Origin of the sequence: Erythrobacter sp. W302b, from assembly GCF_046452395.1 — a bacterium.
In the GTDB taxonomy this organism is placed as follows: Bacteria; Pseudomonadota; Alphaproteobacteria; order Sphingomonadales; family Sphingomonadaceae; genus Erythrobacter.
Genome location: NZ_JBKFDH010000001.1, coordinates 2879658 through 2898050 on the forward strand (window position 1 = coordinate 2879658; position 18393 = coordinate 2898050).

Here is an 18393-nt window from a genome sequence, read left to right on the forward strand (position 1 = left end):
GGACACAGACGGGAAAATCTTGCACCTTGGCCTGAATTGGCGCAGAAATTCTGCGTATGGATCGCATCGACCGGAAAATTCTTGATCTGCTGTCGGAGGACTCGCGCCTCACCGGTGAGCAGCTGGGCGAGCGGGTCGGCCTGTCGTCCTCTGCCGCCCATCGGCGCGTGAAGGCGCTTGAGGAAAGCGGTGCGATCATCGGATACCGGGCACGGCTGTCGGCGGCGGCGCGGGGGAACCCTTCTACCGTGTTCGTGCAGGTCACCCTCACCGATCAGCGCCAGGCGACCATGCTCGCCTTCGAGCGCGCGATGGTAAGCACGCCGCAGATCGTCGAAGCCTATCTGATGAGCGGGCAATCCGACTATCTGATCAAGGTGCTGGTGCGCGAACAGGACAGTTATGAACGGATCCACCGCGAGATCCTCTCCGCGCTGCCGGGCGTGCAGCGGCTGGTGAGCCAGTTCACCATCCGTACATTGGAAGGCGGCGATTAGGCAGCGCGGCCCGTTCGGCCCCGGCCCACCCGCCCAAACCTTGCCCGCACGGCACACGTCGCAAACCGCCTTGCTCCCGTCGCTGGCCCCCTTGTTTTTCGGTGCGGACCGCCGATCTCGTGGGGCTGCTGTGACAGTTGCGGGTCAAGATTGCGGTAGAAAGTTAGTTTTCCGACAACTATAGGACGAGCATGGCGACGCCGATCTACGAATTTGCCCAAGTCCCGCGGGTTGACCCTGCGGACAAGCCGCGCGGCCGCGCGCGGCGGGTGCGTGATGTGGGTCAGGCGCCGACGGTCGGCGTGATCTACAATCCGCGCAGCCACCGCAATCTCGGCGCCGATTTCGATTGCGGCGTCTGTCCGCATGTTCACATCGCCCAGCCACGCGAGCGCGGGCAGTTGCCGCTGGCGCTGGCGGAATTCGCCGCCAAGGGGATCGATCTGCTGGTCATCAACGGCGGTGATGGCACTGTGCGCGACGTGCTGACCTGCGGACAAACGATCTTTGGCGATGAATGGCCCGCGATTGCCGTTCTCCCCAAGGGAAAGACCAACGCCCTCACCGTCGATCTCGGCGTGCCGGACGATTGGACGCTGCAAGACGCGATTGACGCGCTGGATCACGGTACCCGCGTCTGGCGCCGCCCGATGGCCGTGTCGCGGGTGGATGAGCCCGGCTCGCGTGTTGCGGGCTTCATCCTCGGCGCAGGGGCTTTCAGCAAGGCGACCCAGGCCGGACAAAGCGCGCACAAGCTCGGCGCGTTTGACAGCATGGTCGTGGCGGTCACCGGCATTTGGGCGCTGCTGCAATCACTGTTCGCCGGACGGAGCAATCCGTGGCGCAAAGGCGCGCGAATGCAGATCGGGCTCGGCACCTCGGATGCACCGATGGAGCATAGCGGCCACGGCGATCCCACAATGCGGCAATTGCTGTTCGCCTCGACGCTGGAGCGCCTGCCGGCCGGGATCAAGCCGTTCGGCGCGCTCAAGAGCGGGTTGAAACTCGTCGCGGTCGACCAGATTTCGCGGCGCACCACCGCGCTGGTGCCGCTGGCATTGCTCGGCAAGCTGCGTGGCTCCCTGCGTGAGCGCGGCATCCACCAGCTCGCTGCGACCCAGTTCAGCCTGTCGATCGACGATCAGTTCATCCTTGATGGCGAGGCGTTCCCGGCAGGTGATTACCTGATCGAACAGGGGCCGGAGCTCGCCTTCATCGCGCCATGAGCGGTGCACAGTGAGTGCGGGGCCCTCGGCGCTCGCCGAACGGATCGCCGCGCGCCTTGCTGTTCCGATTGATCCTGCCGTAGCGGAATTCGCACGCGCGCTAGGCGATGCGTCGGGCGCGCGGGCCGTGCTGTTCTACGGGTCGAACCTGCGCACCGGATCGCTCGAAGGCGTGCTCGATTTCTATATCCTGCTGCCGGGCACCCACGAAAGCGCGATCTGGCCGACCGTCTCTTACCATGAGCGCGATCATCACGGCACGACATTGCGTGCCAAGGTCGCGACCATGCGACTGGCCACCTTCGCCCGCGCTGCCAGCGGTGAATTGACCGACACCACCATCTGGGCGCGGTTCGTTCAGCCAAGCGCGCTGATCTGGGCGGTGGATGATAACGCGCGCGGCGAAGTGATCGCCGCCATCGCCTCGGCCGCCACGACCGCCGCACGACTGGCGGCGGCGCTTGGCCCGGCCAGCGGGACAGCGGAGGATTATTGGCGCGCGCTGTTCCGCGCCACCTACAGCGCGGAATTCCGGGTCGAGAAATCAGGCCGCGAGAATGACATCCTCAGCGTCAATGCCGAGCATTTTGCCGGGTTGCTGCCGCTCGCGCTGGAAGCAGGGGGCATCCCGCCCGGCCAGCATGGCTCCACCCTCACGCCCCAGCTTCCGGCTGCCGAGCGCGCGCGCATCCTGCGCTGGTGGAACCGCCGCCGCCGCATGGGGAAGCCGCTCAATCTGCTGCGGCTGGTCAAGGCAAGCACGACGTTCGAGGGCGCGGCGCGCTATGCTGCGTGGAAGATCGAGCGGCACACGGGCATGCCCGTCACCATTACGCCCTTCCGCGAACGCTTCCCGCTGCTCGCCGCGCCGCAAGTGCTGCTTGACCTGCGCCGCCACCGTCGCCGGCAGCGGGTGGGATAAGCCGTCTCACATATACTGCATGGAAATCGCCATCCGGGTGACACCCGAACCGGCGTTGAAGCGCACCTTGTCAACTGAAGGCGGTCGCGGGACGAGGCCGAGGATCTTCTTGATCCCGGGGTTGTTCGACATCCCCGCGCCATCAGACAGATCGGACTTGCGGTTGCCGTTCACGTCATGGTGGACGGCGATCGCATAATCACCCGCCGCAGGCAGCGGCACACACGCGGTCACGCTGCCAGCTTGCGGCTTGACATCGACCCGCATGATATAGCGCTTGCTCTCCAGCCAGTCGCGGCTGTTGGCGGGATAGGCGCGCACGAACAGATTGCCCGCGGACGATTTCAGCCCGCTCACCACGACGCGCACCGCCGGTCCCTTCCCCGGCGCACACTGGCTCATGTCATTCGGAGCGGTGCGGGCATAGGTAAAGGGCTGCGCGGCAAGCGGCGCAGCGACCAGTCCGGCGATCGCCAGACCGGTCGCCACCACCGGCAACAGCGCAGGCGACGTGCGATCCGGCAAGCGGGAAGAGGGCATAGAACCGGTCATGGACATCTCATCGGTAAGGGGAGAGGGGCGTGCGCGCAAGCAAGGACGCGATGTCAAAGCCATCGTGACATGAAAGCCTTATGACGAGCCGTGCCTGAATTACGGCTTAATTGACACAAACAGGGATGTTGGCGGTGGAAAAGGTCCGTTCCGCGCCTTGTGGCGCGATTCGCGGCACTCCTATGACTGGTCCAGCGTCCGAGAAAGGCCCAAAGCCCGCGCCATGCCATCACCTTTGATTTCTCCCTCGATCCTGTCTGCCGATTTCGCTCGGCTCGGCGAGGAAGTGCGCGCCATCGACGCGGCGGGAGCGGACTGGATTCACATCGACGTGATGGACGGGCATTTCGTCCCCAATATCACCATTGGCCCGGATGTGGTGAAGGCGCTGCGACCGCACACCAAGAAACCGTTCGACGTGCATCTGATGATCGCACCGGTCGATCCCTACCTGCAGGCCTTTGCGGAGGCGGGGGCCGATATCATCACCGTCCATCCCGAAGCGGGGCCGCATATTCACCGCACGCTGCAAGCGATCAAGGCGCTGGGCAAGAAGGCGGGCGTGGTCATCAATCCGGGCACCCCGGTCGAAGTGCTCGACAATCTGATGGACCTCGCGGACCTGATTCTGGTGATGAGCGTCAACCCCGGCTTCGGCGGGCAGAGCTTCATCGCCTCGCAGCTGGACAAGATCGCGCGCATCCGTTCGATGATCACCCGCTCGGGCCGGGCGATCCATCTTGAGGTCGATGGCGGCGTCAACGCCGAAACCGCGCGGATGTGCGTGGAGGCCGGAGCCGATGTGCTGGTCGCCGGCTCGGCGACCTTCAAGGGCGGGCCGGATGCCTATGCTGCCAATATTGCAGGCCTGAAAGGCGCGCGCTGATGGCGACGCTGCTGCGCAACTCGGCCTCCGTCCGTGCCGATGCGCTGGTGGAGCGGGTAGCCGATAATCCGGTGCTGGCGCTGGCCACCGGGGCTGAACCAGGCGCGCCGCCTTCGCCCGAACAGCCGCACCTCGCCGAACCATCGCGTGCGCTGGCGCTGTCCGATGTGATCGCGGTCAAGGCCGGGCCGGGCGAGGCGCTGATGCGACTGGCCTATCGCCTCGGGGTGCCGGGCCATGCGCTCGCCGCCCCGTTCCGCCGACCGCAGCCTCTGCGGGTGCTGGCGACGGTCGAGAGCCCCAATCGCGGGGACCGGGCCGCCGGCACCGCGCTGCGCGCTGGTCACTTCCTGATCCACGGCGCGCGCCTGCCAATCGCGAGCTTCGATTTCTCCGCCGCCGCGCGCCATGCGCCCGGGGTGGAGCGGGTGCTGCATTCTTTCAGCTGGCTCGCCGATCTTGCCGCCAGCGCCGCGCGTGCCGATGGCGCTGCCGTGGCTGAACGGATCGCGACGCAATGGCTTCACGCGCACCGCGAAGTCGGCAAGGGTCCGGCATGGGAGGCCGAGCACACCGGTCTCCGGCTGGTGGCTTGGCTGGTTCACGCTCCGCTGATGCTCGGCGGGCAGGACAAGCAGCTGAAGTCGCGCCTGCTGGCTGCCATTGCAGAAACCGCCGCCTGGCTCGACAAGCGCGCGCCGCGGGAGGACGCAGGGTTCGGGCAGGTCGCGGCATGGGCGGGCGTGGTGGCGGCCGGTCTGCTGCTCCCCCACGGGAAGCCGCGCCGGTTGTTTGGCGAGGCAGGCCTCGTCAAAGCGCTCGGCGACATGGTGGGCGAGGATGGCGGCGTGCTGTCGCGCTGTCCTGCCGCACAATTGGATGCGATCCGCCTGCTGACCGATCTCATCGCCTGTTACGAGGCCGTGCAAGTGACCCCGCCCGCCGCGCTCAAGGTGATGCGCGAATTGCTGGTGCCACCCGTGCTGGCGCTGCGTCATGGCGACGGGATGCTGGGCAGCTGGCAGGGACAGGGCGCGATTTCTTCGGACCGGATCAACGCCGTGATCGAAGCGAGCGGCGTGCGCACCCGGCCGCTGTCGGTGGTGCAGGGCTGGGGCTATCAACGGGCCAAGGCGGGCGAGACCCTGCTGCAATTCGACACCGCCCCGCCGCCCCGCGCCAAGCACGCGCGCACCGGATGCGCATCGACGCTGGCGTTCGAATTGTCCGATGGGCCGCAGCGCGTCATCGTCAATTGCGGCGGCGCGGCGCTGGCAGGCGGACAGGTTCCCGCGCGCATCGGGCAGGGCCTGCGGGCGACCGCCGCATTCTCGACGCTGGTGCTGGACAATGCCAATTCCACCGCGGTGCTGCTCAATGGCCAGCTCGGCAAGGGGGTCGAGACGGTCAATCTCGACCGCCGCACCGTGCCGTCACGCGGCCGCGAGGCGACCCGGATTGACGCCGCCCACGATGGTTACGCCAGCCGCTTCGGCCTCACCCACCAACGCATCCTGACCCTGTCTGCCGATGGCACCGAATTGGCCGGCGAGGATCTCCTGATCCCGACCTCGAAGAACGGCAAGCGCGGCAAGATCGCCTTTGCCCTGCGCTTCCATCTGGGGCGCGGGGTCGAGGTGCAACTTTCGGGCGACAAGCGCGGCGCGAGCCTGCTGCTGCCCGATGGTCGGCTCTGGCAATTCCGGCTCGGCGGCGATAGGGCGGGTGCCGACGCAATCACTCTCACTGCCGAGGACAGCCTGTGGGTCGACGGTGACGGCCGGCCCCATGCCACCGAGCAGCTGGTGATCGAAGGACTGGCATTGCGCAGCGGGGGGCAATTCTCCTGGCTGTTTAGGAAAACAGGGTAGATTTCCACCATGAGCGAGAAGGCGATCAAGCGGGCGCTGCTGTCAGTGTCCGACAAGGCGGGTTTGGCTGAACTGGGCGCTGCCTTGGCGGCGCGCGGCGTCGAACTGGTCAGCACCGGCGGCACGGCCAGGGCTTTGCGCGATGCGGGGCTGACCGTGAAAGACGTCTCCGACCTCACCGGCTTTCCCGAAATGATGGACGGGCGGGTCAAGACGCTGCACCCCACAGTCCATGGCGGCTTGCTCGCCCTGCGCGACAATCCCGAACATGTCGCCGCGATGGAGGCCCATGGGATCGGGGCGATCGATCTTGTCGTGGTGAACCTCTACCCGTTTGAGGCGACCGTGGCGAAAGGCGCCGACCGCGCTGAAGTGATCGAGAACATCGACATCGGCGGCCCCTCGATGGTGCGTTCGGCCGCGAAGAACCACGGCTTCGTGACGATCCTCACCGATCCCGCCGACTACCCGACGCTGATCGCCGAGATGGAAGCGAACGGCGGCGCGACCACGCAAGCCTTCCGCACCCGCATGGCGGGCAAGGCCTATGCCCGCACCGCCACTTATGATTCCGCGATCGCCAGCTGGTTCGCCTTCTCGCCCGCCGCCTCGGACGAGCCGACGCTGTTCCCCGAGACGCTCCCGCTGGCGCTGAAGCGCGCAGACACGCTGCGCTATGGCGAAAACCCGCACCAGATGGCGGCGATTTATGTGCCGCAGGTTGCGGGCACCGCGGGTGTGCCGCAGGCGACGCAGCTTCAGGGTAAGGAACTCTCCTACAACAACCTCAACGATGCCGACGCCGCGCTCGAACTCGCTGCCGAGTTTGCGGGGCAGGAACCGGCGGTGGTGATCGTCAAGCACGCTAACCCCTGCGGCGTGGCGCAGGGCGGATCGCTCCTCTCGGCTTGGGAAGCGGCGCTGGCATGCGACTCTGTCTCGGCGTTCGGCGGGATCGTCGCGGTGAACACCGAGCTCGACGCTGCGACGGCCGAAGCGATCTCCGCGATCTTCACCGAGGTGGTGATTGCCCCCAGCGTCTCGGCCGAAGCGCGGGAGATTTTCGCGAAGAAGAAGAACCTGCGCCTGCTCGAATGCGGCGCGTTGCCCAACCCGCGCCGGGGCGGCCTTGCCTTGAAGACCATCGCCGGGGGCGTGCTGATCCAGTCGCGCGACAACGGGGCGATTGCGGCGGACGATCTCAAGGTCGTCACCAAGCGCGCGCCGACGGAACAGGAGCTCAAGGACTGCCTGTTCGCCTGGACCGTGGCCCGCCACGTCAAATCCAACGCGATTGTCTATGCCAAGGATGGCGCCACCGCCGGGATCGGCGCGGGCCAGATGAACCGCCGCGATTCCGCGCGCATCGCCGCGATCAAGGCGAAGGAAGCCGCCGAGACCTATGGCTGGGACGCCCCCCGCACCGTGGGCAGCGCCGTCGCCTCGGACGCCTTCTTCCCCTTCGCCGACGGGCTGATCTCGGCGGCTGAAGCAGGCGCGACCGCCGTGATCCAGCCGGGCGGCTCGATCCGGGACGAAGAGGTGATCGCCGCCGCCGACGCAGCGGGCCTCGCCATGGTGTTCACCGGGATGCGGCATTTCCGGCACTGACCTGGTTGCGAGGGCGCCTCCGCGCCCTCGTCCTCGGCGCGTTTCGATCCCTGCGGGATCGAGCGCCTGCGGGCGGCCGGTCGGCCTTGCGGCCCTGCGGGCCGGTTTGGTTGCGAGGGCATCTCCGCGCCCTCGTCCGAGCCAATCCTCCCCTTTAGGGGAGGGGGACCACCGCAGGTGGTGGAGGGGCAGGCTCGGCTGTTCCGGAAGGTCGCCTCACGCACCCCCCCCCATTCGTCGCACCGCGCGCACGGCTCGACACGAACCGTCCTGAAGCGCAACTTTTTCTCAGCAGTTCCGTAACTAAGTTATGGCCGCAAGCTAATCGGGCCTGACCGCCATGTTCATCCCGCTGCAATTCGGCGTCGGGCAGAGGCATTGGCGGCAACCATACGAATCACGAGTTCCCCATGCGTCTGTTCTCTCCTGACCTGTTCCGCAATTTCGGCATCGGCTTCGTCTTCGGAGCCCTGCTGATCGTGGGCGCCAATGCGGAGAGCTGGGTGGGCGAGCTGGCTCCGGCCGCGCAGGCTGCCGAACGCCATGAGACACCCGGCCCATCGGCGGAGTTCGTGATCGCGCCCGAAGGACGCTGATCCCATGCACAAGATTGCTGCCCTGCTCGCCGCCACGTCGCTGGCCCTGAGCGCCTGCGCCGAACCGGCGGTGGCCGAAGAGGCCGTCAACGCGCCGGCCGCCACCCGCGTCGCCAAGGAAGCGAAAGGCCTCAAAACCGCCGTTTTCGCGGGCGGGTGCTTCTGGGGCGTGGAAGGCGTGTTCAGCCATGTGAAGGGCGTCACCTCCGCCGTATCGGGCTATCATGGCGGCAACGCAGCCAGCGCCAAATACGACCTCGTCTCCAGCGGCGTGACCGATCATGCCGAAGCCGTACGGATCACCTATGATCCGGCGGTGGTGCGCTATGACCAGTTGCTGCGGATCTTCTTCTCGGTCGTCGCCGATCCGACGCTGAAGAACCGACAGGGCCCGGACACCGGCGCGCATTACCGCAGCGCGATTGTCCCGATGAACGCCGAACAGGCCGCCGTCGCCAAGGCCTATATCGCTCAGCTCGGCAAGGCGGGGATCTGGAAGAACCCGATCGTCACCCGGATCGAGGCCTACAAGGCCTTCTATCCGGCCGAGGCCTATCACCAGGACTACATGGCGATCAATCCGACCAGCCGCTACATCGTGCGCTGGGACGCGCCCAAGGTGGCCGCATTGAAGGCAATGTTCCCGACGCATTACCGCGCGGGTTTTCTGAGGGATGCGGGGTAAAGAGGCCGCGCCACCGACAAGTGGCTGCCGCGTTCCTCTTTGTCCCGCGGGGATGGGGAGGGACATTGCCTCCCCCACTGGCGCTCACCCGCCTGTGTGATTATATGGGCAGGCATGGGACAGCACGCGCACAGCCATCACGAACATCGCGGCCCCGGCCTTGTGGCTGAGGCCGCGCGCGCGTTGGTGACGGCGGGCGAGCAGTGGACCACCATGCGCGAAGCGGTGTTCGCCGAACTCGCCCGGCACGAACGCCCGGTCTCGGCCTATGATATTGCCGACAATCTTTCGGCGGCGCGCGGCAAGCGGGTGGCGCCCAACTCGGTCTATCGCATCCTTGATGTGTTCGTGGCGAACAACCTCGCCATGCGGGTCGAAAGCGCCAACGCCTATCTCGCCAACACCCATCCGGGCTGCGCGCATGACTGCATCTTCCTCGTCTGCGACGAATGCGGCGAAGCGGCCCATGTCGATGACGAGGATGTGAGCCGCGCCGTCCGCGCCATCGCCGCCGCCCGCAGCTTCAAGGCGGAGCGGCCGGTGCTGGAGATCCGCGGGCTGTGCAAGGCCTGCGCCTGAGGGCACTCGCGGCAAGTGGCTGACGCCCGTGCCGGTGGCAGTCCCGCCCCGCCCACGCTGCACTTGACCGGGCGGAACAAAGCGATGTCCGAGCGCCGCGGGACTCGGCAAGGCCAAGACAAACCGCGTTTGATCTCCATCAAGCCTTCAATCGACAGGTCCGATTTCCCTGTGTAAGGCTTAAGGCTATGACACAATCGCCTTACACGCCTCTGCTCGATCAGGTTGACACCCCTGACGACCTGCGCCGCCTCAAGCCCGAACAGCTCCGCCAACTCGCCGACGAACTGCGCACCGAGATGATCGATGCGGTCAGCACCTCCGGTGGGCACCTCGGGTCGGGCCTCGGCGTGGTCGAGCTGACCGTGGCGATCCACTATGTCTTCAACACGCCCGAGGACAAGCTGGTGTGGGACGTCGGCCACCAGTGCTACCCGCACAAGATCATCACCGGCCGCCGCGACCGGATCCGCACGCTGCGACAGGGCGGCGGGCTGTCTGGCTTTACCAAGCGCTCCGAGAGCGAATACGACCCCTTTGGCGCAGCACACTCCTCGACCTCGATCAGCGCGGCGCTGGGCTTTGCTATCGCCAACAAGCTGAAGGGCGAGCCGGGGCGCGGGATTGCCGTCATCGGCGACGGCTCGATGAGCGCAGGCATGGCCTATGAGGCGATGAACAACGCCGCGCAGGCGGGCAACCGGTTGATCGTGATCCTCAACGATAACGACATGTCGATCGCGCCGCCGGTGGGTGGGCTTTCGGCCTATCTCGCCCGCATGGTGTCTTCGAGCGAGTATCTCGGCATCCGCAGCCTCGCCAGCCGCGTGATCCAGAAGATGAGCCGCCGCATGCACGACACCATCGGCAAGGCGGAGGAATTCACCCGTGGCATGGTGACCGGCGGCACCCTGTTCGAGGAATTGGGGTTCTATTACGTCGGCCCGATTGACGGGCACAATCTCGATCACCTGCTGCCGGTGCTGGAGAACGTGCGCGACACCAGCGAAGGCCCGGTGTTGATCCATGTCGTCACCGAAAAGGGCAAGGGCTATGCGCCCGCCGAGAACAGTGCCGACAAGTACCACGGCGTGCCCAAGTTCAACGTCATCACCGGCGAAAAGGCGAAGAGCGCGCCGTCTGCGCCCGCCTATCAGGACGTGTTCGGCCTGACGCTGGCCAAGCTTGCCGAAACCGACGACAAGATCTGCGCCATCACTGCCGCCATGCCGAGCGGCACGGGGGTCGACAAGTTCGCCAAGGCGCACCCCACCCGCACCTTCGATGTCGGCATTGCCGAACAGCACGCGGTCACCTTTGCCGCAGGCCTCGCGGCCGAGGGCATGCGGCCCTTCGCGGCGATCTATTCGACCTTCCTCCAGCGCGCCTACGACCAGGTGGTGCACGATGTGTGCATCCAGAACCTGCCGGTGCGCTTCGCCATTGACCGCGCGGGGCTGGTCGGCGCGGACGGGGCGACCCATGCGGGGAGCTTCGACATCACCTATCTCGCGACCCTGCCCAACATGGTCGTCATGGCCGCCGCCGACGAGGCCGAACTGGTCCACATGACCTATACGGCGGCCGAGTATGACGAGGGCCCGATCGCCTTCCGCTACCCGCGCGGCAACGGCACCGGGGTGCCGCTGCCGGAGGTCCCGGTGAAGCTCGAAATCGGCAAGGGCCGCTTGGTGCGAGAGGGGACTAAGGTCGCGATCCTTTCGCTCGGTTCGCGCCTGACCGAAGCGCTTAAGGCCGCCGATACTTTGGAGGCCAAGGGCCTTTCCACCACGGTCGCCGACCTGCGCTTCGCCAAGCCGCTGGACGAAGATCTGATCGCCAAGCTGATGCGCAGCCACGAGGTGATCGTGACGGTCGAGGAAGGCTCGATCGGCGGCCTCGGCGCGCATGTGCTGACCTTCGCCAGCGATACCGGCCTTACCGACAATGGATTGAAGGTCCGCACCCTCCGTCTGCCCGACACCTTCATCGATCACGACGATCCGATGAAGCAATATGACGAGGCCGGGCTCAACGCCCCGCAGATCGTGGACACGGTGCTGAAGGCGCTGAAGCACAACAGCACCGGAATCACGAGCGAAGAGGCGCGGGCCTGACCGCTTTTCGTCACCCCCGCGCAGGCGGGCATGACGGGTGTGGCAGAAGGGCGCGCGCTCTAGCGCGGCTGGGTGATTAGCAGGCTTTCGGGATTGGCGGGCGGCTCCACCGGCATGGCCTCGCCCCCGGTGGGCGCCGGGGCCGGAGCGTCGGGCACCGCGCGCGATTCCGCTTTCATCTGCTCCAGTTCCTCCAGCCACATCCGGTCGCGTTCCGAGATCGGCTCGCGCTTCAGCTCGGCGATGTCGCGGCGGCGCTGGGCGAGGTAGGTCTCGCGGCGCAGGCGATAGGGGTCGTCGGAATTGCGGATGCTGGCGATTTCCTCGTCGAACTCCAGCCGCTGGTCGAGGCCGTTGACCACGAAATAGGTCGCCGCATACTCGATCCGGTTGAACGGATCGCCCACCGCGAAAGGCAGCAAAGCCTGATCGAGCGTGCTGCCAACCAGATCGCGCACGCTCGTCGCGCCCGTCACCGGCAGGTAGAGGTAGGGCCCCGGCCCGATCCCGTAAAAGCCCATGGTGTTGGCAAAGCCGTTGCGGCGATAGGGCAGGCCCGCACGCTTTTCCGCCACATCGAACAGTCCGCCCACGCCGATGGTCGAATTGATCGCCAGCCGTCCCAGCGTCTCGAACGCCTTGCCGACCTTGCCCTGCAACAGGAAATTGAGCGCGACGCTCGGCTCGCCGAGATTGCGCACGACATTGCCGAGGCCGTCGCGGACCGGTTCGGGCAGGCCATCGCGATAGGCATTGGCCATCGGCTCGACCAGCGCCTGATCCACCGCCTGGGTCAGGCGATAGCTTTCCTCGTTGATCGCCTCGACCGGATCGCTTTTCGGCGGGCCGACCTGACCTTCGACCACGATCTCGTTGACCGGCGCCTCACTGTCAGGCGGGGGTGTGCCTTCGGGCGGGGCAGCGTCCTGCGCCGCGGCAAGCGTCCATGCGAGCGGCAAGACCTCAAGCGTGGCGGGCGGCGGGGCAGGCGGCAACGGTGCCGCCGCCAGCGCAGCGCTCAACAGAGGCGGGGAAGTGGCAAGCAGGGTCAGGCTCGGCAAAATCGGTTCTCCGGCCCCCTATCACTAGCGCAGCGCACGCATGGGCCACCTTGCCCTTGTCATGCCCCCCCTATACGCAGCCTTAATCGCCCACTCGATTGATGCAAGGTTCCCGATGTCCCAGCCGTCTCTGATCCAGATCACCAAAGAAGGCCCTGTCACCATTCTCACGCTCGACCGGGCGGAGTCCATGAACCCGCTGGGCGCGCCGGGCGACGGGGATGAGTTTGTCCGGGTCGCCAATGCGATCAATCGCGACATGGAATGCCGGGTGGTGATCCTGACGGGCGCCGGACGGGCCTTCAGCGCGGGCGGTGATGTGAAAGCGATGCGGGACAAGACCGGCACGTTTGGCGGCACCACCCCGGCGATCTCCGACGGCTACCGCGACAACATCCACCTGATGCTGCGCGCCCTCTACGGCCTGCGCGTGCCGGTGATTGCGGCCGTCAATGGCCCGGCGATAGGTCTGGGCTGCGATGTCGCCTGCCTCGCCGACATCCGCATCGCCAGCGAGAGCGCGAAGTTCGGGGTGACGTTCCTCAAGCTCGGGATCATCCCCGGCGATGGCGGCACCTGGATTCTCCCCCGCGTGATCGGGATGAGCCGCGCGGCCGAGCTGTTCTACACCGGCGATGTGATCGACGCGGCCACCGCGAAGGACTGGGGCCTCGTCAGCCGCGTGGTTGCACCGGAAGCGCTGATGGACGAAGCGCGCGCGCTGGCGGGCCGGATCGCACTGCTCCCCCCGCATTCGCTGCGCCATACCAAGAACCTGCTGCGGCAGGGTCAGCAGACCGGCTACGACACGGCGCTGGAACTCGCAGCGAACACGCAAGCGATGATGCACACCACCGCCGACCATGCCGAGGGGGTGGCCGCGCTGATCGAGAAGCGGGGCGCGGTGTTTACGGGCGAGTAGCGCAGAGGGTCAGGTCAGCCACTTGAACACCCCGGCCGGGATGCCCGCGCGCCACAGGTGGACATAGCTGCCCGCCAGCCACAGCACGGTGCCCGCGATCAGCGGGACCGCGCCGACGCCGGGCAGCGCGCCCCAGCGGGGCCAATAGCTGGTCTTGCTTTCCCACTCGGCCCAGGCGGCGCCCATCAGGACTTCCTTCTTGGCGTCCTGAAACTTCGCGCCGACCAGTGCCAGCACGCCCATCGCCAGCGCCGTCACGAGTGTGCGCGTGCTCCAGAACAGCACGATGTGCGAGGCCGCCCACAGGCCGATCCCCCACATCATCGGGTGGCGGGTGACCTTGAACACGCCCTTGGGCTCGGCGCGCGCCTGCGTTTCCGCCATCGGGGTCGGCAGGGCGGGATTGCCCATGAACGAGCCCGCCAGCAAAATCATCGCTGGCAGCGTGATGATTGTCGCCGCGATCCAGCCCACTTCTCCGGATCCCGGAAGGTCAGCCGGTGGGGCTGCGGTGAAAGCGAAATAGACCCACGCCAGCGTCGCGAAGCTAACGACGGTGTAGACCCCCTGGAACCCACCTGCCCCCAAGGCCTTGACCATGGGCGCCCGCAAGGGGTGCGACATGGCGAAATGGGTGCCGACAAATGCGACATTGGCCGCGATGAGTGTGATGATTGCCCCGTCCATGGCAGCAAACCTAACATGGGTGAGGAGGCACGGCTAGCGGGCGCAGATCACGCCCCGATCCCGGTCGGCACGATGCCAGTAGGAACGATGGTCGCCTGCGCCACCGCGACATGGACCGGTTCCTCGCCATCGCTTTCGGCCCACACATCCGCGCGCACCACCACCTGCCGCTTGCCCGCCTTGATCACGGTGCCTTTTGCGCGCAGCCGCTCGCCCTTCGCAGGGCGCAGGAAATCGATGGTGTAGCCTCCCGTCACCACATCGCCGGCGACCGATGCCCCTGCCCAGGCGCAGGCATTGTCGGCCATCAGCCCGACAATCGCGCCATGGGCATAGCCGTGGTGCTGGGTCATTTCGGGGCGCATCACCAGCAGCAATTCGCTCTCCCCTTCCCACACGGTCACCGGCTCCACATCGAGCCATGCCGAGAAGCCCGAGCGCGCGACGGCCACTTTTTTCATATAGGCGATGGAGTCTTCGGGAGAGGCGAAACGGGATGCGGACATGTGAGGGTTTCCTTTAAGTCTGTTATGCAGACGTTATGCCGCTTGCCTTGTCGGCCCGCAAGTCTGATAATCAGACGATGAAGACCTACACGCCCTCACGCGCGCCCTGCCCGATCGGCCGCGCCGCCCGCCTGCTCGGCGACCGCTGGGTGTTGCTGATCCTGCGCGACGCCTTTTTGGGAGCGGAGCGGTTCGAGGAGTTCGTGGACCGCCTCGGCATCAATCGCGCCGCGCTGACCTCGCGACTGGCGATCCTGCAAGAAGCGGGGCTGATGCGCCGTGACCCGCCCGACGGCAAGCGCGCGCGCTATATCCTGACGGACAAGGCCCGCGCGCTGGTGCCGATGTTCGAGCAGATGGCGGGATGGAGCAGCGCGCACCTGTTCGCTGATGGCGAGCCAGTGCCGCAATGGCCGCCGCACGCTGGCTAGGTCTGGCCTTCGATCCCGAGCAATTCCACCTTGAACACCAGTGTCGCATTTGCCGGGATCGGCCCGCGCCGGACCGGACCATAAGCGAGGTCAGCGGGAATGGCGATTTCGATCATTTCGCCCACGCCCATCTGCGGAATGGCAAGCTGCCAGCCCTTGACCAGCCGGCCCAGCGGGAAGGTTGCCGGCTCCCCGCGGGCATAGGAGCTGTCGAACACGGTCCCATCGAGCAGCCGCCCCTCGTAATGGACGGTGACCCGGTCATCGACACTCGGCTTACGGTCTGACGCGAGATATTTGATCCAGCGCCAGCGCAGCCCGCCATCGACAAAATGCCAGCCGTCTTCGGGCATGAGGCCCAGCAGGTAGATCTGCTGCGCAGAATGCCAGGCAGGGTCTTGCGCTCTGGGATCGGCAACAGCCTCGCCCGCCCCCTCCTGTGCCTGCACAGGTTGCAGGGCGAGCAGCAGCGAGGCCACCAAGGCGGCGGCCACAGGTTTGGTTTGCAGCATCATTACCAGTCGTAAGCCTTGGGCCGATCACTTTCATCAAGGTCGATATAGCGGTCGCGCAGACGGGTCTGGTGGTTGGTGAGGTCCTGCTCGACCCCGGCGATGAACACCTTGGTCGGCACCGAGCCGACTTCGAGCGGATCGCCGGTCCACATCACCACATCGCCGAGCGCGCCGGGCTTCAACACGCCCACCTTGCCGCCCATGCCGCTGATTTCGGCGGGAACGGAGCTGATGGCGGCAAAGGCCTTGCCCCATTCCATCCCGCTCGCCCCGGGCATCCGGGTCAGCGCGACAAGGTTGCCCGCCACCTGCTGCAAGCGGCGCGGGTTCTGGAGGGTTTCGGCGTTGATCGCGACTCTGACGCCGGCCTTGGCCATGCGTCCGGCATTGGATTGGGTGGCACCCAATTGCTCGAAGGTCTCGGGCAGATCATTCAGCCCGTTGGCAATCACCGGAACCCCGGCAGCAGCGATTTCATTCGCCACCAGCCAGCCTTCGGTCACGCCGACCAGCACCAGATCAAGCTTGGGATACTCCGCCTTGAGAGCCAGCACGGCGCGGATATCGGCCATCCGGTCCACCGCGACATAGAGCTTCTGCCTGCCGGTCACCACCGGTACCAGCGCCTCGGCATCGAAGCGGCTGAGGAACACCTCGTCAGCCTTGCCGATCTCGGTCGTCTCGGGAATGCCGGGTTTGCCGACCAGTGCCTGCGCTTCGCGCAGCGCCGACCGCAGCAGCGCATGGGCTGCGGCGCGGCTGCCGCCTGCACGGTCCGCTCCGCCTTCGCCCAGATTGATCATCTGGAAGGCGCGCGCCTGCATCACCGGCTTCGGATCGCCATCAAGATCGATGATCGCCCCCTGCCCCGCAAAGATCGAACCGGCCGGCATCATCGAGGTCGCCGCGCGGGTGATCCCGGCGGCCTTGTGGACGAGGATATGCTGCGAGGTCGGGTTGATCGCCGTTGCCGCATCCAGCGCGGCGCTGAACGGCGTTTCGCGCGCGGTGATATCGTTGCTTTCGTCGACCGCCGAGACATCGGCAAGGCCAAGCGTCGTCACCGTGGCGAACAGGCCGGGGGTGACCCACGCGCCGCCCGCGTCAATCACCACATCGGTCGTGAAGGTCTGGCCGGGGGTGGGCGCTCCGGCAAACACCACCTTGCCATCATCGACGATCACCACGCCGCCCTCGATCGGGGCGCCGCCATCACCGATCACCAGCCTGGCATTGGTGACGACCATGTCCTGCGCGAAGGCAGGTGCGGCGGTGAGGGCCAGAACGCTGGCCGCAGAGATGAGGAGCCGCTTCATTTCACATCTCCTTCACCGGGCTGGCCAAGCTCGAAATCGCTGACGGGCCGTGTCTTGGGGTTCATCGCATCGAACATCAGCGCGCCGTCGATCCACACCTTCTCGGGGCGCGAATAAACGCTCAGCGGATCGCCGTTCCACAGCACCACATCGGCCATCTTGCCGGTCTCGAGGCTGCCGGTCATGTCGGCAATCCCCATCGCCTTGGCGGCATTGTAGGTGAGCCACTGGATCACGGTCGCATCCGGGATGTCGATCCCCACCCGCGCCCCGGCAGCCTGTGCCTTGGCGGCTTCCTGATTGAGGCGCTGGATATCGTTCTGATCGTCCGAGTGGATCACCACGCAGGCGCCCTCGCGCTGGAGGAAGGCGGCGTTTTCGAGGATGCCGTCGTAACTTTCCATCTTGAAGCCGTACCAGTCGGCCCAGATCGCGCTGCACACGTCGTTCTCGCGCAGCAGATCGCCGATCTTGTAGGCTTCGACCGCGTGGTGGAAGGCGGCGACCTTATAGCCCATCTCCTTGGCCATATCCATCACCAGCGCCATTTCGTCAGCGCGGTAGCAGTGGTTCTGGATCAGGATCTCGCCCTTCAGCACCCCCACCAGCGTCTCCTTGCCGAGATCGCGCTTGGCTTTCGGGTCGTTGGCGTAATCGATCGCGGCGAGCCAGGTTTCGCGGTTGACCGCAAGGTTGCCCATCCGGGTCGAAGGCATCCGCCCGCGGCTGCCATAGACGCGCTTCGGGTTCTCCCCGCAGGCCATCTTCATCGAATAGGGCGCGCCGGGAAACTTCATCCCCTGCATAGTGCGCGCCGGCACGTTCTTGAGCGTCACCGAACGGCCGCCCATCAGGTTGGCCGAGCCGGGAAGGATCTGGAGCGCGGTGATACCGCCATTCGCCAGCGCGCGGCTGAAGCCGGGGTCCTGAGGCCAGACCGAATGCTCGGCCCAGACTTCGGGCGTGGTCGGCGCGGTGGCTTCGTTGCCATCGGAATGCGCCTCGACGCCGGGCGAGGGGTAGTCGCCAAGGTGCGAGTGAATGTCGATGATGCCGGGGGTGACGAACTTGCCGGTACCGTCGAATACCGCGATGTCGGCCGGGATCGGCGTATCGGGGCCGCCGACAGCGGTGATCTTGCCGCCCGACATGAACACCACGCCGTTCTCGATTTTGCCGCCGCGCCCGTCATAGATGGTCGCGCCCCGAATGGCGGTCGCGATGTTGGGGAAGGGCTTATAAGTCGAAGCGAAGACCGGATCGCCTGCCGGCGTGGCGGCGAATTTGGGCGTGTCCTTGGACGCGCTCGCCGTATCGGAGCTAGCTCCGGTGGTGGCGCAGGCCGAAAGTGCCAGCGCGCTCACCAGCATGGCCAGCGCGCCGGAGCGCGGCCGCAGTTTCATTCGTGAAATC

The 18393-nt window shown here is 66.3% G+C and carries 19 protein-coding genes; 12 read left to right on the forward strand and 7 right to left on the reverse strand.

The features are described 5' to 3' along the window. The first annotated feature begins 56 nt into the window (after positions 1 to 56). The 3 genes from ACLBKT_RS13660 to ACLBKT_RS13670 all read left to right on the forward strand — a co-directional run bounded on the left by ACLBKT_RS13660 (position 57) and on the right by ACLBKT_RS13670 (position 2645). The gene (locus ACLBKT_RS13660) at positions 57 to 497 is read left to right on the forward strand and encodes an Lrp/AsnC family transcriptional regulator (protein ID WP_410183454.1); all 441 of its coding nucleotides are present in this window, start codon (positions 57 to 59) and stop codon (positions 495 to 497) included. 191 nt (positions 498 to 688) lie between these two features. Further along, complete coding sequence (locus ACLBKT_RS13665) at positions 689 to 1723, forward strand: diacylglycerol/lipid kinase family protein (protein ID WP_410183455.1); 1035 nt, start codon at positions 689 to 691, stop codon at positions 1721 to 1723. Between the two features lie 10 nt (positions 1724 to 1733). Continuing rightward, complete coding sequence (locus ACLBKT_RS13670; RefSeq protein WP_410183456.1) at positions 1734 to 2645, forward strand: hypothetical protein; 912 nt, start codon at positions 1734 to 1736, stop codon at positions 2643 to 2645. 6 nt (positions 2646 to 2651) lie between these two features. Here the strand turns inward: ACLBKT_RS13670 and ACLBKT_RS13675 are convergent, their stop codons facing one another. Continuing rightward, on the reverse strand, positions 2652 to 3197 hold the full coding sequence (locus ACLBKT_RS13675) for a DUF2141 domain-containing protein (protein ID WP_410183457.1): 546 nt from the start codon (positions 3195 to 3197) through the stop codon (positions 2652 to 2654). A gap of 223 nt (positions 3198 to 3420) precedes the next feature. Here ACLBKT_RS13675 and rpe point away from each other — a divergent pair, with 223 nt between their 5' ends. From rpe to dxs, 7 genes are all read left to right on the forward strand, one after another. Continuing rightward, a complete protein-coding gene (gene rpe / locus ACLBKT_RS13680) occupies positions 3421 to 4083 on the forward strand; it encodes a ribulose-phosphate 3-epimerase (RefSeq protein WP_410183458.1) in 663 nt (220 codons plus the stop codon). Continuing rightward, entirely contained in the window at positions 4083 to 5954 is a 1872-nt protein-coding gene (locus tag ACLBKT_RS13685) for a heparinase II/III family protein (protein ID WP_410183459.1), read from the forward strand. Before rpe ends, ACLBKT_RS13685 begins: the two co-directional genes overlap by 1 nt. A gap of 9 nt (positions 5955 to 5963) precedes the next feature. Beyond that, positions 5964 to 7565 (forward strand): bifunctional phosphoribosylaminoimidazolecarboxamide formyltransferase/IMP cyclohydrolase, encoded by a 1602-nt coding sequence (purH, locus tag ACLBKT_RS13690; RefSeq protein WP_410183460.1) that lies wholly within the window; start codon positions 5964 to 5966, stop codon positions 7563 to 7565. A gap of 410 nt (positions 7566 to 7975) precedes the next feature. Next, positions 7976 to 8161 (forward strand): hypothetical protein, encoded by a 186-nt coding sequence (locus ACLBKT_RS13695; protein WP_410183461.1) that lies wholly within the window; start codon positions 7976 to 7978, stop codon positions 8159 to 8161. A gap of 4 nt (positions 8162 to 8165) precedes the next feature. Next, positions 8166 to 8846, forward strand: a complete 681-nt coding sequence (gene msrA / locus ACLBKT_RS13700; protein WP_410183462.1) for a peptide-methionine (S)-S-oxide reductase MsrA — start codon at positions 8166 to 8168, stop codon at positions 8844 to 8846. A 114-nt stretch (positions 8847 to 8960) separates the two neighbouring features. Continuing rightward, positions 8961 to 9425 (forward strand): Fur family transcriptional regulator, encoded by a 465-nt coding sequence (locus ACLBKT_RS13705; protein WP_410183463.1) that lies wholly within the window; start codon positions 8961 to 8963, stop codon positions 9423 to 9425. A gap of 188 nt (positions 9426 to 9613) precedes the next feature. Continuing rightward, positions 9614 to 11542: a 1-deoxy-D-xylulose-5-phosphate synthase gene (dxs, locus tag ACLBKT_RS13710; RefSeq protein WP_410183464.1), complete on the forward strand. Its 1929-nt coding sequence runs from the start codon at positions 9614 to 9616 to the stop codon at positions 11540 to 11542. Between the two features lie 59 nt (positions 11543 to 11601). Here the strand turns inward: dxs and ACLBKT_RS13715 are convergent, their stop codons facing one another. Further along, positions 11602 to 12564: a VacJ family lipoprotein gene (locus tag ACLBKT_RS13715; RefSeq protein ID WP_410183465.1), complete on the reverse strand. Its 963-nt coding sequence runs from the start codon at positions 12562 to 12564 to the stop codon at positions 11602 to 11604. Positions 12565 to 12718: 154 nt separating this feature from the next. On the opposite strand from ACLBKT_RS13715, the gene ACLBKT_RS13720 reads away from it, so the two are divergent. After that, a complete protein-coding gene (locus tag ACLBKT_RS13720; RefSeq protein ID WP_410183466.1) occupies positions 12719 to 13525 on the forward strand; it encodes a crotonase/enoyl-CoA hydratase family protein in 807 nt (268 codons plus the stop codon). 9 nt (positions 13526 to 13534) lie between these two features. On the opposite strand, the gene ACLBKT_RS13725 is transcribed toward ACLBKT_RS13720, so the two are convergent. Both ACLBKT_RS13725 and ACLBKT_RS13730 read right to left on the reverse strand, forming a co-directional pair. Beyond that, on the reverse strand, positions 13535 to 14212 hold the full coding sequence (locus ACLBKT_RS13725) for an NnrU family protein (RefSeq protein WP_410183467.1): 678 nt from the start codon (positions 14210 to 14212) through the stop codon (positions 13535 to 13537). Positions 14213 to 14259: 47 nt separating this feature from the next. Further along, on the reverse strand, positions 14260 to 14718 hold the full coding sequence (locus ACLBKT_RS13730) for a PaaI family thioesterase (protein ID WP_410183468.1): 459 nt from the start codon (positions 14716 to 14718) through the stop codon (positions 14260 to 14262). 77 nt (positions 14719 to 14795) lie between these two features. Between ACLBKT_RS13730 and ACLBKT_RS13735 the strand changes: the two genes are divergently transcribed. After that, entirely contained in the window at positions 14796 to 15149 is a 354-nt protein-coding gene (locus tag ACLBKT_RS13735) for a winged helix-turn-helix transcriptional regulator (protein WP_410183469.1), read from the forward strand. On the opposite strand, the gene ACLBKT_RS13740 is transcribed toward ACLBKT_RS13735, so the two are convergent. Genes ACLBKT_RS13740 through ACLBKT_RS13750 form a run of 3 tightly spaced genes read right to left on the reverse strand, consistent with a single transcriptional unit; the run spans position 15146 to position 18383 of the window. Continuing rightward, positions 15146 to 15664, reverse strand: a complete 519-nt coding sequence (locus ACLBKT_RS13740; protein WP_410183470.1) for an FKBP-type peptidyl-prolyl cis-trans isomerase — start codon at positions 15662 to 15664, stop codon at positions 15146 to 15148. The two genes, ACLBKT_RS13735 and ACLBKT_RS13740, sit on opposite strands and share 4 nt — an antisense overlap. Then, entirely contained in the window at positions 15664 to 16980 is a 1317-nt protein-coding gene (locus ACLBKT_RS13745) for an amidohydrolase (RefSeq protein WP_410183471.1), read from the reverse strand. Before ACLBKT_RS13745 ends, ACLBKT_RS13740 begins: the two co-directional genes overlap by 1 nt. Then, the gene (locus tag ACLBKT_RS13750; protein WP_410183472.1) at positions 16977 to 18383 is read right to left on the reverse strand and encodes an amidohydrolase; all 1407 of its coding nucleotides are present in this window, start codon (positions 18381 to 18383) and stop codon (positions 16977 to 16979) included. Before ACLBKT_RS13750 ends, ACLBKT_RS13745 begins: the two co-directional genes overlap by 4 nt. Between the last annotated feature and the right edge of the window lie 10 nt (positions 18384 to 18393).

Excerpts from the sequence above, each read along its gene's own strand:
- ACLBKT_RS13705 (WP_410183463.1), top strand. The coding sequence starts at position 8,961 with ATGGGACAGCACGCGCACAGCCATCACGAACATCGCGGCCCCGGCCTT.
- ACLBKT_RS13725 (WP_410183467.1), bottom strand. The coding sequence starts at position 14,212 with ATGGACGGGGCAATCATCACACTCATCGCGGCCAATGTCGCATTTGTC.
- ACLBKT_RS13720 (WP_410183466.1), top strand. The coding sequence starts at position 12,719 with ATGTCCCAGCCGTCTCTGATCCAGATCACCAAAGAAGGCCCTGTCACC.
- ACLBKT_RS13665 (WP_410183455.1), top strand. The coding sequence starts at position 689 with ATGGCGACGCCGATCTACGAATTTGCCCAAGTCCCGCGGGTTGACCCT.
- ACLBKT_RS13735 (WP_410183469.1), top strand. The coding sequence starts at position 14,796 with ATGAAGACCTACACGCCCTCACGCGCGCCCTGCCCGATCGGCCGCGCC.
- ACLBKT_RS13745 (WP_410183471.1), bottom strand. The coding sequence starts at position 16,980 with ATGAAGCGGCTCCTCATCTCTGCGGCCAGCGTTCTGGCCCTCACCGCC.
- purH (WP_410183460.1), top strand. The coding sequence starts at position 5,964 with ATGAGCGAGAAGGCGATCAAGCGGGCGCTGCTGTCAGTGTCCGACAAG.
- ACLBKT_RS13730 (WP_410183468.1), bottom strand. The coding sequence starts at position 14,718 with ATGTCCGCATCCCGTTTCGCCTCTCCCGAAGACTCCATCGCCTATATG.
- ACLBKT_RS13695 (WP_410183461.1), top strand. The coding sequence starts at position 7,976 with ATGCGTCTGTTCTCTCCTGACCTGTTCCGCAATTTCGGCATCGGCTTC.
- rpe (WP_410183458.1), top strand. The coding sequence starts at position 3,421 with ATGCCATCACCTTTGATTTCTCCCTCGATCCTGTCTGCCGATTTCGCT.
- ACLBKT_RS13740 (WP_410183470.1), bottom strand. The coding sequence starts at position 15,664 with ATGATGCTGCAAACCAAACCTGTGGCCGCCGCCTTGGTGGCCTCGCTG.
- msrA (WP_410183462.1), top strand. The coding sequence starts at position 8,166 with ATGCACAAGATTGCTGCCCTGCTCGCCGCCACGTCGCTGGCCCTGAGC.
- dxs (WP_410183464.1), top strand. The coding sequence starts at position 9,614 with ATGACACAATCGCCTTACACGCCTCTGCTCGATCAGGTTGACACCCCT.
- ACLBKT_RS13685 (WP_410183459.1), top strand. The coding sequence starts at position 4,083 with ATGGCGACGCTGCTGCGCAACTCGGCCTCCGTCCGTGCCGATGCGCTG.
- ACLBKT_RS13660 (WP_410183454.1), top strand. The coding sequence starts at position 57 with ATGGATCGCATCGACCGGAAAATTCTTGATCTGCTGTCGGAGGACTCG.
- ACLBKT_RS13750 (WP_410183472.1), bottom strand. The coding sequence starts at position 18,383 with ATGAAACTGCGGCCGCGCTCCGGCGCGCTGGCCATGCTGGTGAGCGCG.
- ACLBKT_RS13675 (WP_410183457.1), bottom strand. The coding sequence starts at position 3,197 with ATGACCGGTTCTATGCCCTCTTCCCGCTTGCCGGATCGCACGTCGCCT.